The organism is bacterium, assembly GCA_026129405.1.
Lineage (GTDB): Bacteria > Desulfobacterota > Binatia > DP-6 > DP-6 > JAHCID01.
Window position 1 is genome coordinate 218,370 of sequence record JAHCID010000009.1, and the last position, 13,425, is coordinate 231,794.

The window sequence follows — 13,425 nt, forward strand, 5'->3', positions numbered from 1 at the left end:
CCCTTCGGCCGCCGGGTCGGACGGTGGTTCGGCGGCCCTGCCCGCCGACGGCAACCGGCGCGCAGGCGCGCCGCGTGCCGCGGGCCTCGACGGGGCCCGCGGCACGCTCGCACCGATCAGGGTTTCGTCACCGTCACGGTCGACGTCACCACCGTCGTGCCGCGCACGACGGGCGTCGTCAGCTGCGTCGCGACGAGGCCCGCGCCCTTCTTCTTCGGCTGCGCGGTGATCTCGAGGGTCGCGCTGCCCCCGGGCACCACGGGGGTGCTGGTCACACGCAGGTCCTGGGTAGGCAGCACGAAGGGGGGCAACGCGGCGCCGTTCGAGCCGTCGAAGTTCTCGGCCCCCACCACCCACGGGCCCAGCCCGACGGCCGACGGCAGGTTCCCGGGATCATAGGCATAGGTGATGTCCTCCACGCCGTTGACGCCGATCCAGACCTGGAACGTCTTCAGCGACGACGTGCCGAAGGCGTTGAGGCGCCACTCGACCACGAGCCAGGTGCTGACGCCGTCGGTGAGGGTCGAAACGAGCACGCCGGGCGCGCTCGCGCCGTCGAGGTCCGTCCACAGCGGCGCGAGCACGTTGTTGGGCCGCAGCGGGCTCGGGATCACCGGATTGCAGCAATCGTTGTCCGCCGCGGTGCCGCCGCCCACCACGAGGTAGCCGTTCGACGACACCCCGACGGACGAGTAGGTGAGCCCGCCGTACCAGAACGGCGGGGTGTTGAAGTTCACGATCTCCTCGTCGCCGATCGGGATCGGCACGACGCCGAACGCGGAGAGCGGGATGTAGCCGAACAAGGCCCCGGGCGCGATCGACGGCACCCCGGGGCGCAAGCCGGTGAGCGCCAGGACCGCGCTCACCTTCTTCGGCGTGAACGGCAGACCGCCGGCAACGGCCGTGATCTTCAGCTGGCTCGAGACCTGGGTCACGAGGGTCGCGGTCGTATCGATGGTGGTGGCGTTGGTCGCGACCAGCGTGCACGTGACCGGCGTCCCCCCGACCGTGGTGGCCGCGGGCGTGCAGTCGCTCGCGAGCGTCACTCCGCCCTGCTGGGTCGCGAACGCCACCGGCAGGCGCAGCACGGGCCCGCCGTTCTTGTTCGGGGTGAGCACGATCTCGCCGAACTCTTCCGTACCGGCGTTGCGCGACGTGATCGTGACGCGGAACGCTTTCGTCCCGTTCGGCGCGAGCGAGAGCTTCTTCGGCGTCACCGTGATCGAGCTGCCGGCCGGCGCCGTCGTGGTGACCTTGTAGCTCACCTTCTTGCCGGTCGGGTTGGTCGCCGTGCGCATCGTCGTCACCGAGCCCGGCATCGCGGGCACGTTGATCGACGGCAGGTTCAGGTCGATCGCGTGCAGGACGCCGGCGCCGACGTCGGCGAAGCGCGCGGCGGTCTCGTCGAACGTGAGCCGCGTGTCGGTCGCGCGCGCGACGTCGATCCGGCCCGCGCCGCGGGCGAACGGCCCGGCCGGACCGGACAGGTCGGTCTCGAGCATGGTCGGCGTCGCGCTGAGCCGCAGCGCCGAGTGCACCTGCCCCGGCGTCCAGGTCGGATGCGACGCGCGCAGGAGCAGCGCGGCCCCGGCCACGTGCGGGGCCGACATCGAGGTGCCCCGATTCGGACGGAAGTAGGCGCCAGGCGGCCCCCAGCTCGCGCTGTCCGGCGTGGGCGTCTGCCCCGCCACGATGTCGAACCCGGGCGCGGAGACGTCCGGCTTGAGGACCAGGCCGCCCGGGCCGCGTGACGAGAACGTCGCGACGACGTCGGCCGTGCCGTCGACGGGAGTGCCCTGCGTGAAGGTCCCGGTGGCGTCCGGATGCGAGGCCAGGAACGTCAGCAGGGCCGGACCGTCGGCGACGTGGATCGCCGGGAGCCAGTGCGGATCGGTGGCTGCGTTGGTCGCGGGTGCCGGATTCGGATCGTAGAGGATCAACCCGGCCGCGCCGCCCTGCAGAACGCTGAAGCCCTTCAAGACGCGGCTCCCACCCAGCTGGCAGGCCACGATCCTGCCCGTGAAGACGCCCGGCGGCGCCGCCGCGCTGCACGACGGGTCCGAGTACGGCGGGGCGCTCGCGAGCACGACCGGGAGATTCGACGCGAGCCCGGGGGTGAGCGAAGCGCCCGCGAGCGCGAGCGTGTCGCCGCCGGCGCTGAGCGTCAGCGTGGACGCGAAGGTGCGGCGCTGCGTCGACGCCGCCACCGTCGTCAGCCAGGGGCCGTGATGTTCGACCGTGCCCGCCGCAGGCCCGCTGTTGCCCGCGGAGGCGACGACGACGACCCCGGCGGCGTAGGCGTCGAGGAACGCCAGCTCGGTCACGTCGGCGAACGGCTCGCGGCCGCCGCTGATCGAGAAGTTGATCACGTCGACGCCGTCGAGGATGGCGCGCTGGACCGCGGCGGCCGTATCGCTGCTGAAGCACCCGGCGGTACCGCACACCTTGTAGGCGATGACCGCCGCGCCCGGCGCGAGGCCCGAGATCGGACCGCGGGCGATGCCCAGCACGGTCGCATCCACCGGGTTGCCCGCCGCCGTCGAGGCCGTGTGCGTGCCGTGCCCGTTGCTGTCACGCGCGGTCGCGTAGACCTCGGGCGGGTGGCTGGCGTGGTACGCGGCGAGGAACGCGCGCCCACCCACGAGCTTCTGGTTGCACACGAAGGGATCGTTCGCGGGCGTGAGCGGGTTGTCCCCGAAGTCGCACACGAGGGGATCGCCGAGGGTGTCCTTCGGCGGCGCCGGCAGCGCCGGATTGGCCGCGAACGACGGGTGCTCCGGCCACACCCCGGTGTCGAGGCTCGCGAACAGCGTGCCCGCCCCAGCCGTCGCCTGTCCTCCCAGCGCCGTCCACACCGGCGGGGCCGCCAGGAACTCCGGGCTCGAGTCCGTCGTGGGCTGGCGGAGCTCGTCGGCCTGGACGGCGATCACGCCGTCGACGGCGAGCAGATCCTTCACCTCGTTCGCGGGCAGCGTCAGCGCCACGCCGCCGTAGACCACGTCGAGCCGCGTGCCGATCCGCGCGTCGGGCAGACGCGCGCGGATCGCGGCGATGATCGTCGCCTCGCGGGCACGCACGTGCCGCGCGTAGGGGCCGCTCTCGACGGCGCGGCGATCGAGCCGGCGGCGCGTCACGGCGGGGCTGGTCGCCGGCAGGGACGGGAGCTGGCCCGCGTAGCTGGCGATCGGGTCGTAATCGAGCTTCACGACCACGGGGATGCGCGTCGCATCGTCGCGGTCCAGCAGGGCGGGGGCGGTCTGCACGATCCGGCTGGTCGCGGCCCCGGCGCCGCTCACACGCTGCGACGGGGTCAGCGGGGTGGCGGTGAGCGTGCTCGCGCCGGCGTCGGCCGCGGCGGCGAGCATCAGCATCGCGAGGACCCTGGTGATTCTGGCGTACATCTCCACTCCTTCTTCACAGCGTGGACGGGGACCTTCGCGGCCGAGCGCGCACGGCAGGCGTAGGACCCATGTCGAAATGTCGGTGCGCTATATCACGAGGCAGCTTCCCATCTGTATCGCGAAATGAACCCTCCGACGGAGATCGCCCCCGTCCGGGCGCGACCGCCCCCACGATCCGGTGGCCCCGATCTCCGCAGGTGCCGTGCGCTGTCCCCGCGCCCCGTTCGGGCTATCCTCGCCCCGTGCCGGCCGTTCCGTCCCTGCTCCTCGTCACCGACCGCCGCGCCTGCGGCGGGCGCGACCTCGCCGACGTGGTCGCCGCGGCGTGCGACGCCGGGCTCCCGGCCGTGCAGCTGCGCGAGAAGGACCTCTGCGGGCGGGCCTTGTACGTGCTCGCCGAGCGCCTGCGGGCGGTGACCGCGCGCCGGCGGGCGTTGCTCCTCGTGAACGAGCGGATCGACGTCGCGGTCGCGGTCGGCGCCGACGGCGTCCACCTCGGCGCCGGCGCCCTGGCGGTGCCCGACGCCCGCACCCTGCTGCCCGCCGGCGCGCTGGTCGGCGTCTCGACGCACGCGCCGGAAGAGCTCGCGGCGACCGACGCCGACTACGCCGTCTTCGGGCCGGTGTGGGAAACGCCGTCGAAGCGCGCCTTCGGCCCCCCGCAGGGCGTCGCGCGCCTGCGCGCCGCGGTCGCGGCGGCCTGCGTCCCCGTGCTCGCGATCGGCGGCGTGGAGGTCGCCACCGCGGCCACCGCCCGCGCCGCCGGCGCCCGCGGTGTTGCGGTCATTCGCGGCATCCTGGCCGCCGACGATCCTGCGGCGGCCACGCGGGCGCTGCACGCCGCCTGCGCCCCGCCGCCGCGGTAGCGTCCCGAGTCCGAGTGGGATCGCGCCGCCCGGCGAGGCGCGACGACGAGGTATGGGACTCGGGACACTGGACGGCGGCGCCCTCAGGCGTGCGCCTCGTGGTACGCGTCGTCGGCGTTCACCGCCCACAGCGCCGCCTTGTCCGCCGCGGCGCCGACGATGCAGTCGACCGCCGCCCTGGCGGCCAGCATCGAGTGGTCCTGGTTGTTGTAGCGGTGCATGCCGTTGCGGCCGACGGGGAAGAGGTTCGTCCACTCGTCGAGGAAGGCGCGCACGCGGCCGATGCCCTCGTACTCGCCGAAGTAGGCGGGATAGGCCTTGGGCACGCGCACGACGGTGCCGTCGAGCACGTCGTCCTTCGCGATGAGCCCGATGTGCGCGAGCTCGCCCGCCGCGAAGTCGAGGAACGCGGGGTCGGGCATCGCCCACAGCCGGTCGCCTTCGTCGCAGAAGTACTCGAGCCCGAGCCACACCGTGTCGGGGTCGGCGACGAGGTACGGGCTCCAGTTGTTGAAGATCTGCAGGCGTCCGAGGTGCACGTCCGGCTCCTGGACGTAGATCCAGTTGTCCGGCGCCAGGCGCGCGCCCGGTGCGACGCCGCCGCGCATGCGCCGCACGAGCAGCCCGGCGGTCATGAAGTCACGGTACGGCAGCGCCGCGGCGATGCGCGCCACCTCGGCGTCGGCGGGACGCAGCATCGCCGTCAGCTCGGACACGGGCAGCGTCGAGACGACCCAGTCGGCCGCCACGCGGCGTACCGTGCCGGTCGTCTCGTCGCGGACGTCGACCGCCTCGACACGCCGCCGGCGGCCGTGCAGGCCGACCACGCGGTGACGCAGGTGCAGCGTGCCCCCGGCCGCGCCCACTCGCCGCGCCACCTCCTCCCACATCTGCCCGGGGCCGAGCTTCGGATAGAGGAATCGCTCGATGAGGCTCGTCTCGGTGCCGGTCTGGCGCGTGCCATCGCGCGGGCGCAGCGGGGCCGTGAGCGCGTGGCGCAGCGCCCGCGAGATCGACAGCCCCTTGATGCGCTGCGCGCCCCACTCCGCCGAGATCGCCGCGCACGGCACGCCCCAGACCTTCTCCGTGTACGACTTGAAGAAGGTGCGGTACAGGCGCGCGCCGAACCGGTTCACGAAGAAGTCCTCGAGCGTGATCTCCGGCCGGCGCGGCGCGAGCCGCGCGCGCAGGTAGCTCGCACCGACGGCGGCGCTGTAGGCGACGCCGAGGTTGGCGAGCGTCGCCGGCGACAGGCTGAGCGGGTAGTCGAAGAAGCGGCGGCGGTAGTAGATGCGCGAGAGGCGCCGGCGGACGAGAAGGACGCGGTCCGCGTCCGGCGGCGCCGCGACCGCCGGTGCGACGCGGGTGCGACGGCCGTGGTAGGCGAGCTCGACCGCCGTCGCGCCGCCGGCGAGCGGCAGCATCGTCTGCCACCAGCGCATCACCCAGTCGGACTTGGAGAAGAACCGGTGGCCGCCTAGGTCCATGCGGTTGCCGCGGTGGACGATCGTCTTCGAGATGCCGCCGACCTGGGCGTCGGCTTCGAAGACGACGGGCTGCACGTCGGAGCGCTGGAGCAGCTCCCACGCGGCGGTGAGCCCGGCAGGCCCGGCTCCCAGAACGACGGCGGTTCCCGGCATGGACGCGGACGCGGCGACGCGCCCGCAGCGTCGCCTTATGCCCGACGCGACGTCCCCGGGGAAAGCCGCGCGACCAGCACGGGACCTACCAAGCGATCCGTCCCGCTATTTCAGCCCGACGACCATCGAGTCGATGCCCGCCAACGGCTCCGCGTGCACGTCGCGGAAGCCCGCCTCGCGCAGCCAGCCGATGCCGTCGGCGTGCGTGTAGTCGAAGCCCCCGGGGGTTTCGATCAGCATGGTGAGGCTGATCAGCAGACCGCCGACGTTGGCGCGCCGCTCGTCGTCGATCATGGCGTCGTAGACCACGAGGGCGCCGCCCTCGGGGAGCGCGTCGTACGCCTTGCGTACGAGCCGGCGCTTCTCGTCGAGGTCCCAGTCGTGGAGGATGTGCCCCATCACGATCACCTCGGCGCGCGGCAGCGGATCGGTGAAGAAGCTGCCGGCAACGAAGTCGACGCGATCCTCGACCTCGTTGGCCGCGGCGTAGGCGCGAAAGACGGGCTCGACCTGCGGCAGGTCGAAGCCGATCGCGCGCAGGTGCGGATGGCGCAGCGCCAGCGTCACCGGCACCCCGCCCTGCGCGCAGCCGACGTCGGCGACCGTGCTCCAGCGCGCCCACGGCAGCCGCTCCGCCAGCGCCTGCGCCGACGGCAGGCTGACGCCCGTCATCGACTCGAGGAACAGCTGCAGCCGCGCGGGATCGGCATAGAGCGTCTCGAAGAACGACGTGCCGCCGGCGTCACGCGCCTCGTTCTGCGGCGCGCCGGTGCGCAGCGCCTCCTCGAGCCGTCCCCAGAAGGTCCACAAGCGGCGGTTCAGCATGGTGAAGAAGCCGCCGACGTAGCCGGGCTGGGTGCGGTCGAGATACGCGGCCGCGAGCGGCCCGTTGCGATACCGGTCGCCGTCGCGCTCGAGGACGCCGAGCGCCACCAGCGTGTCGAGGAAGTCGCGTACCGCGCGCGGATGCAGCCCGAGCGCGGCGCGCACGCCCTCGGCGTCGAGCGGCTCGCGCGCGAGCACCGTGAAGAGCTCGAGATCGACGGCGGCGAGAAACGTCTTCGACGCCATGAAGCCCTGGGCGAGCTGGAAGAGCGCGTCGGGAGGTGGTGTGGCCATGGGTCGCGGCTACCATGCCCGTCCCGAGCGGCGAAAGACCCCCCGAGGGGGCTTCCTCCAGCCGAGCAGCATGGCAGCATGCCGCGATTGGCACGCGAGGCCGAGCGGGATAGCGAGGAGGCGCGGGAGGTGAATCGTCGATGAGCTGCATCTTCTGTCGCATCGTGGCCGGGGAGATTCCAGGTGAGGTCGTCGCATCCGACGCGCGCAGCGTCGCGTTCCTCGACGTGCAGCCGCTCGCCGACGGTCACGTCCTCGTGGTGCCGCGCACGCACGTCGCGACGATCGAAGGCCTGACGCCCGACGACGCCGCCGGCGTGTTCGCGATGGTGCATCGCCTCGCGGGTCCGGTGCGCACCGCCGTCGGCGCCGCCGGCACGATCATCGGCATCAACGACGGTGCCGCCACCGGTCAGACCGTGCCGCACGTCCACGTCCACATCGTGCCCCGCTGGGAGGGCGACGGCGGCGGCAGCATCCACACGATCTTCCGTCACGGCCCACGCCGTCCGATCGCCGAGATCGCGACGGCCGTGCGCAAGGCGGCGAACGGGTGACGCCGCCCCGGCCGGACGGCGCGGCGCTCCTGCGCGCCGCCTTCGCCCAGTCCGTCATCCGCGGCCTCGACGACACGCCCCGCTGGCTCTCCTGCCGCTACCTCTACGACGCCGACGGTAGCGACCTCTTCGAACGGATCACCGCCCAGCCCGAGTACTACCTGACGCGCACCGAGGACGCGCTGCTGCGTGCGCACGCGGCGCACCTCCGCGCCGTCGCCGGCCCGACGACGCTCGCCGAGCTCGGCTCCGGCAGCTCCACGAAGACGCGCCACGTGCTCCAGGCCTGGACCGCCGCCGCGCCCGGCGCACGCTACGTCCCGATCGACATCAGCCCGACCATGCTCGACGCGTCCTGCATCGCGCTGCGCGCCGAGTTCCCCGGCCTCGCCGTCGAGCCGCTCGCCGGCACCTACGAGCAGGCCTTCCCGCGCCTCGCCGCGTTCTCGCCGCTCGTGCTGCTCTTCCTCGGCAGCAGCCTCGGCAACTTCAACCGCGTCGAGACCGCCGCCTTCCTCGACCGGCTGTCCGACGCGCTCGCGCCGGGCGACCACCTGCTCCTCGGCGTCGACCTGGTGAAGGACACGGCCGCGCTCGAGGCGGCCTACAACGACGCCGCCGGCGTCAGCGCCGGCTTCACGAAGAACCTCTTCGCGCGCATGAATCGCGACCTCGGCACGACGCTCGACGTCGATGCCATCGAGCACGTCGCGTACTGGAACGAGACGCGCGAGCGCATCGACATCTTCGCCCGCTTCACGCGCGCCCAGACGTTGGCGCTACCCGAGCATGGCCGCAGCTTCCGGCTCGCGGCCGGCGAGATGGTCCTCGTCGAGGTCAGCCGCAAGTTCCGCCTGCCCGAGTTGCAGGCGACGGCCGCCCGCCACGGCTTCGAGGCGGTCGAGACCGTCACCGACGACGCGGGCCTGTTCGCGCTCGTGCTGCTCCGCCGGCGCCGGCGGGCCCCGGCGGCGCCGCCGCACCTGGTCGCCGAACGGCTCATGCTCGGCGCCCGGGCGCGCACGCTCGAGCTGGTCGCGCCGCTCGACGAGCGCACGCTCACGACCCAGCACACCGCGATCATGAGCCCGATCGTCTGGGACCTCGGCCACATCGCCAACTTCGAGGAGCAGTGGATCCGCCGCGCGTTCGATGCCCAGGGCCGGCGCGACGACAGCGCGCGCCGGCGCGACCATCTCTACGACGCCGTCGCCCATCCGCGCGCCGCGCGCGGCACCCTGCCGCTCTTGCGCCGGGGCGAGTCGCTGGCCTACCTCGACGAGGTTCGCACGCGCACGCTGGACGCCGTCCGCGCCGCCGACTTCCCCGCCGCCGACCCACTGCGCGCCGGGGGCTTCGTCGCCGTCATGCTCGCGCAGCACGAGGCGCAGCACGGCGAGACGATCCTGCAGACGATCCAGCTGATCCCCGACCTCGTCTACGAGCCGCCGCGCCGCGAGCAGGCCGGCGGCGCGCTCGCGGTCGTCGGCGCCGAGCGCCAGGTGCTGATCCCCGCGGGCCCCTTCATCATGGGGACCGACGACCGCGTCCATGCGTACGACAACGAGCGGCCCGCGCACGAGGTCCGGGTCGATGCGTTCCGCATGGACGTCTGCCCGGTGACGAACGCGCGCTTCCTCGCCTTCATCGACGACGGCGGCTACGCGCGGCGCGAGCTCTGGTGCGACGCCGGCTGGCGCTGGCTGCGCGACGCCGGCGTCGCCCACCCGGCGCAATGGCGCCGGCAGGACGACGGCGGCTGGTGCGAGCTGGCGTTCGGGCGCCGCGTCCCGCTCGCGCTCGACCAGCCCGTCGTCCACGTCTCGTGGTACGAGGCCTCCGCATTCGCGCGCTGGGCCAGAAAGCGGCTGCCCACGGAGGCCGAATGGGAGAAGGCCGCCGCCTGGGACCTCGAGCGCGGCACCGCCCGCCGCCACCCGTGGGGTGACGCTCCCCCGAGCCCCGAGCTGGCCAACCTCGATCAGCGCACCTTCGGTCCCGCGGCGATCGGCGCCCACCCGCGCGGCGTCAGCTTCTTCGGCTGCCATCAGATGCTCGGCGACGTGTGGGAGTGGACGGCGAGCGAGTTGCTGCCCTACCCCGGCTTCCGCCCCTTCCCCTACCGCGAGTACACCGAGGCGCACTTCAGCCGCGGCTACCGCGTCCTGCGCGGCGGCTCGTGGGCCACGCAGCCGATCGTGGCGCGCAACACCTTCCGCAACTGGGACCTGCCGCAGCGCCGGCAGATCTTCGCGGGGTTCCGCTGTGCCGTCGACGCCTGAACGCCTGCGCGCGGCGCTGCTCGCGCTGCCGCTCACGGTCGACTCCGCGACGGCGGCGTTCGCGGCCGTCGCGGTGCCGTCGTACGGCGACGCGCGGCCGAGCACGATCGTCACGCTCGCCGGCGACGGCGCCGCCGGCCGCGGGGAGCACGTCGGCTGGACGACCGCCGCACACGCCGCCTTCGCCGAGGACGGCGTGCGGGCGGCGCCGCACGGCCGCTGGGCGGTCGGGGCGTGGGCCCGCGTCCTGCGCGAGCGGGTCGCCGACCCGTACGACCGCGCCGCGCTCGAAGCGGCGGCCATCGATCTCGCCCTCCACCAGAACGCCACGAGCCTGCGCGCCCTGGCCGGGTGCGACGCCGCCTCGGTGCGCTACGTCGTCTCCTTCGCACGCACGCCCGATCCCGCCGCCGCCGCACGCCGCGAGGGCGACGTCGAGCTCAAGGTCGACGCCGATCCCGCCTGGGACACGGCGACGTTCGCCGCCCTCGCCGCCGCGGGGCGGGTCGCGATCCTCGACTGGAAGGACACCGGCACCGCCGCCGACCACGTCCGCGCACACGCCGCGCTGCCGGGCGTCCTCGTCGAAGACCCGGCCTGGACCGCGGCACCGTGGCCCGCCACGCTCGCCGCGCGCGTGGTCGCCGACGGCCCGCTGCGCACCGCAGCCGACCTGGACGCCCTGCCGCTGCGCCCGGCGGCGGTCAACGTGAAGCCCGGCCGCATGGGCGGCTGGCTCGCGGCGCTGGAGCTGGCCGGACGCTGCGCCGCGGCCGGCATCCCGGTGTACGTCGGCGGCATGTTCGAGGTCGGCGTCGGCCGCGACCAGCTGCGCGCGCTCGCCGCGGTGCTGGCGCCCGACGGCCCGAACGACGTCGCGCCCATCCCGCGCCCGGGCGACGTCCCCGAGCGCCCCACTCGCCTGCCCCTGCCGCCGCCGGGACGCGGCCTCGCCGGATGACCGGCGCGCGGGCGCGCGGGCGCGCCGTCGCATGAGCGCGTTCGTCGCCTTCGAGCGCGCCGGCGTCCGCCTGCCGAGCGGCACGGTGATCCTCGACGACGTCACGCTCGAGGTCGCCGAGGGCGAGACGCTCGCGCTCCTCGGCCGCAGCGGCTCGGGGAAGACGACGGGGCTACGCCTCGTGAACGCGCTCCTCCTGCCGACGTCCGGCACCGTGCGTGTGGGCGGACGCGCGACGACCGAGTGGGACCCGATCCGCCTGCGGCGGCGCACGGGCTACGTCATCCAGGACGTCGGCCTGCTGCCGCACCTCGACGTGGCCGCGAACGTCGGCCTCGTCCCCGAGCTCGAGGGCTGGGATCGCGCCCGCCGCGCGGCGCGCGTGACGGAGCTCCTGGCCCTGGTCGGCCTGCCGGCCGCCGAGTACGCGCACCGGCGCCCGCACGAGCTGTCCGGCGGCCAGCGCCAGCGGGTCGGCGTCGCGCGCGCGCTCGCCGCCGACCCGCCGCTGCTCCTGCTCGACGAGCCCTTCGGCGCGCTCGATCCGGTCACGCGCTGGGAGCTGCAGACGGCGTTCCGCGCCCTCCAGCGACGGCTCGGCAAGACGGCCGTCTTCGTGACCCACGACCTGCGCGAGGCCGCGCGCGTCGCCGATCGCGTCGCCCTCCTCGCCGGCGGCCGCGTGGTCGCGAGCGGCACGCTCGACGCGCTGCGGGCGCACGACCATCCCGAGGTGCGCGCCTTCCTCGCGGCCGGCGCCGACGCCGTCGCCTGACTCAGCGCCGCTCGAGCTCGAGCCGGCGCGGCGCCGCACCGACGCGGAAGCGGCCCGCGCCGACCGACACCGACTCGACGACCGGCAGCGTCACCTCGGCGACACCGTCCTCGGTCACCACGATCGGCTCCGGGTCCGCCGTGTTGTCGGGCCAGATGCCGAACGCCTCGCCGGGATCGCCGATGCGGCCGTCGCCGTCGCGGTCGGTGCCCGCGGCGAGCAGATACGTCCCCGCGAGCACGGGGCCGCCGAAGTCGATCGCGTAGCCGCCCGCCGCGGTCGCGACGGTCTGATAGCGCGTCTCGCGCGACACCGGGTCGACGAGCAGCACGAACGTGCGTCCGACGTCGCCGCCGTCGCCCGTCGACGCCACCTGGAGGACGATCGGCACCGTGACGCTGCCGGCGTCGCTCGCGATCGTGACGCCGGCGCGCTGCACGGTGCCGGGCGGCAGCCCCGCACGCTCCGCGTGTAGCGTCACGGTCCCCGGCGGCGCGAAGGGCAGCGGGCTCGAGGTGAAGGCGGTGAGCCAGCCCGCGCCGGCGCTCACCGTCACGTCGGTGACGGTGAGCGGACCCGCGCCGTCGTTGCGCAGCCGGAGCTCGAGGTCGGCGAGGTCCGCGCCGAAGCTGAGCGACGTCGGGGTGACGGCGAGGGCCGGCGTCGTCGGCCCGCCGGTCGCGCCGGCGCGGGCGACGGCCCTGCGCGCGTCGATGAGACCGTGCCCCGACCAACCGTCGTCGCCGAGGTCCTCGCTGAGCGCGCCGGCGGCGAGCCAGGCGTCGAGCCGATCGGGTCCGAAGCGCACGCCGTTGGCGGCGAGATGCGCGGCCTGCATGAGCGCGACCACGCCGCTCACGTGCGGCGCCGCCATCGAAGTGCCCTGGTAGAAGGGATAGTTGAAGGTGAGCGTCGAGCCCGTGTCGTCGCCGCCGAGCGAGAGCACGCCGTCGGCGTAGCCGTCGCCGTTGCGGTCGACGGTGACGTCGCCGCCGGGCGCGGCGACGTCGACGACGGCGCCGAAGTTCGAGTAGTACGCCCGCGCCCGGCGCAGGTCGGCGGCGCTCACCGTGACGACCTCGGGGAAGCCGGCGGGCGAGTAGCCGGCCGCGTCGCTCGCGTCGTTGCCCGCGGCGGCGACGACGACGCTGCCCGCCGCGCGGGCCGCCTGGATCGCCGTGCGCAGCTCCGCCGAGTAGCCCACGCCGCCGAGGCTCAGGTTGATGACGTCGGCCCGCTGTACGGGCGTCGTCCAGGCGTCGGAGGCGAGCCCGGCCGCCCAACGGATGCCCTGGGCGATGTCGTACGTCGTGCCGCCGTCGACGCCGAGCACGCGCACCGGCAGCAGCCGCGCCTGCCAGTCGACGCCGGCGACGCCGGTGCCGTCGTCGCTCGCCGCGCCGATCGTGCCCGCCACGTGCGAGCCGTGGAACGACGAGGCGCTGCCGCGCCGGCCGTCGCCGGCGTCGAACGGGTTCGCATCGATGCCGTCGCCGTCGCGGGCGCTCGCCGCGCTGGCGATGAAGTCGAACCCGGGCAGAACGCGCGCCGGGTCGAGGTCCGGGTGCCCGATGCCCCGCCCCGGGTCGAGGAGGATGCCGGTGTCGACGACCGCCACGACGACGTCGGGCGATCCGGTCACCACGTCCCATGCCGCCTCGAGCCCGATCATCGGATAGTGCCACTGGTAGGCGTAGTAGGGATCGGACGGCACGCGCTGCGGGCGCAGCACGAGGTTCGGCTCGGCGAGCGCGACGTCGGGCCGGGCGCGCAGCGTATCCACCGCGGCGAGCGTGCGGGCGCGCGCCCACGCGGCGTCGCCCA

At 74.4% G+C, this 13,425-nt stretch carries 9 protein-coding genes; 5 read left to right on the forward strand and 4 right to left on the reverse strand.

The genetic code is table 11. The features are described 5' to 3' along the window. Positions 1-116 precede the first annotated feature (116 nt). Entirely contained in the window at positions 117-3,365 is a 3,249-nt protein-coding gene (locus KIT14_23680; protein MCW5893527.1) for a S8 family serine peptidase, read from the reverse strand. Between the two features lie 104 nt (positions 3,366-3,469). Here KIT14_23680 and thiE point away from each other — a divergent pair, with 104 nt between their 5' ends. Beyond that, positions 3,470-4,267, forward strand: a complete 798-nt coding sequence (gene thiE, locus KIT14_23685) for a thiamine phosphate synthase (protein ID MCW5893528.1) — start codon at positions 3,470-3,472, stop codon at positions 4,265-4,267. Between the two features lie 83 nt (positions 4,268-4,350). Here thiE and KIT14_23690 read toward each other — a convergent pair whose 3' ends face one another. Together KIT14_23690 and KIT14_23695 are read right to left on the reverse strand one after the other, a co-directional pair. After that, on the reverse strand, positions 4,351-5,907 hold the full coding sequence (locus KIT14_23690) for an NAD(P)/FAD-dependent oxidoreductase (GenBank protein MCW5893529.1): 1,557 nt from the start codon (positions 5,905-5,907) through the stop codon (positions 4,351-4,353). A 105-nt stretch (positions 5,908-6,012) separates the two neighbouring features. Further along, positions 6,013-7,026: a methyltransferase gene (locus KIT14_23695; GenBank protein MCW5893530.1), complete on the reverse strand. Its 1,014-nt coding sequence runs from the start codon at positions 7,024-7,026 to the stop codon at positions 6,013-6,015. 140 nt (positions 7,027-7,166) lie between these two features. Here KIT14_23695 and KIT14_23700 point away from each other — a divergent pair, with 140 nt between their 5' ends. Genes KIT14_23700 through KIT14_23715 form a run of 4 tightly spaced genes read left to right on the forward strand, consistent with a single transcriptional unit; the run spans position 7,167 to position 11,601 of the window. Continuing rightward, positions 7,167-7,583: an HIT family protein gene (locus KIT14_23700; protein MCW5893531.1), complete on the forward strand. Its 417-nt coding sequence runs from the start codon at positions 7,167-7,169 to the stop codon at positions 7,581-7,583. Continuing rightward, positions 7,580-9,865, forward strand: a complete 2,286-nt coding sequence (egtB, locus tag KIT14_23705; protein MCW5893532.1) for an ergothioneine biosynthesis protein EgtB — start codon at positions 7,580-7,582, stop codon at positions 9,863-9,865. The genes KIT14_23700 and egtB overlap by 4 nt, the downstream gene beginning before the upstream one ends. Then, positions 9,849-10,826, forward strand: a complete 978-nt coding sequence (locus KIT14_23710; protein MCW5893533.1) for a hypothetical protein — start codon at positions 9,849-9,851, stop codon at positions 10,824-10,826. The genes egtB and KIT14_23710 overlap by 17 nt, the downstream gene beginning before the upstream one ends. Before the next feature lie 31 nt (positions 10,827-10,857). Next, the gene (locus tag KIT14_23715; GenBank protein MCW5893534.1) at positions 10,858-11,601 is read left to right on the forward strand and encodes an ATP-binding cassette domain-containing protein; all 744 of its coding nucleotides are present in this window, start codon (positions 10,858-10,860) and stop codon (positions 11,599-11,601) included. A 1-nt stretch (position 11,602) separates the two neighbouring features. On the opposite strand, the gene KIT14_23720 is transcribed toward KIT14_23715, so the two are convergent. Then, on the reverse strand, positions 11,603-13,425 hold a 1,823-nt coding region (locus KIT14_23720; protein MCW5893535.1), incomplete at its 5' end, for a S8 family serine peptidase.

Excerpts from the sequence above, each read along its gene's own strand:
- KIT14_23695 (MCW5893530.1), bottom strand. The coding sequence starts at position 7,026 with ATGGCCACACCACCTCCCGACGCGCTCTTCCAGCTCGCCCAGGGCTTC.
- KIT14_23680 (MCW5893527.1), bottom strand. The coding sequence starts at position 3,365 with ATGCTCGCCGCCGCGGCCGACGCCGGCGCGAGCACGCTCACCGCCACC.
- KIT14_23700 (MCW5893531.1), top strand. The coding sequence starts at position 7,167 with ATGAGCTGCATCTTCTGTCGCATCGTGGCCGGGGAGATTCCAGGTGAG.
- thiE (MCW5893528.1), top strand. The coding sequence starts at position 3,470 with ATGTCGAAATGTCGGTGCGCTATATCACGAGGCAGCTTCCCATCTGTA.
- KIT14_23715 (MCW5893534.1), top strand. The coding sequence starts at position 10,858 with ATGAGCGCGTTCGTCGCCTTCGAGCGCGCCGGCGTCCGCCTGCCGAGC.
- KIT14_23690 (MCW5893529.1), bottom strand. The coding sequence starts at position 5,907 with ATGCCGGGAACCGCCGTCGTTCTGGGAGCCGGGCCTGCCGGGCTCACC.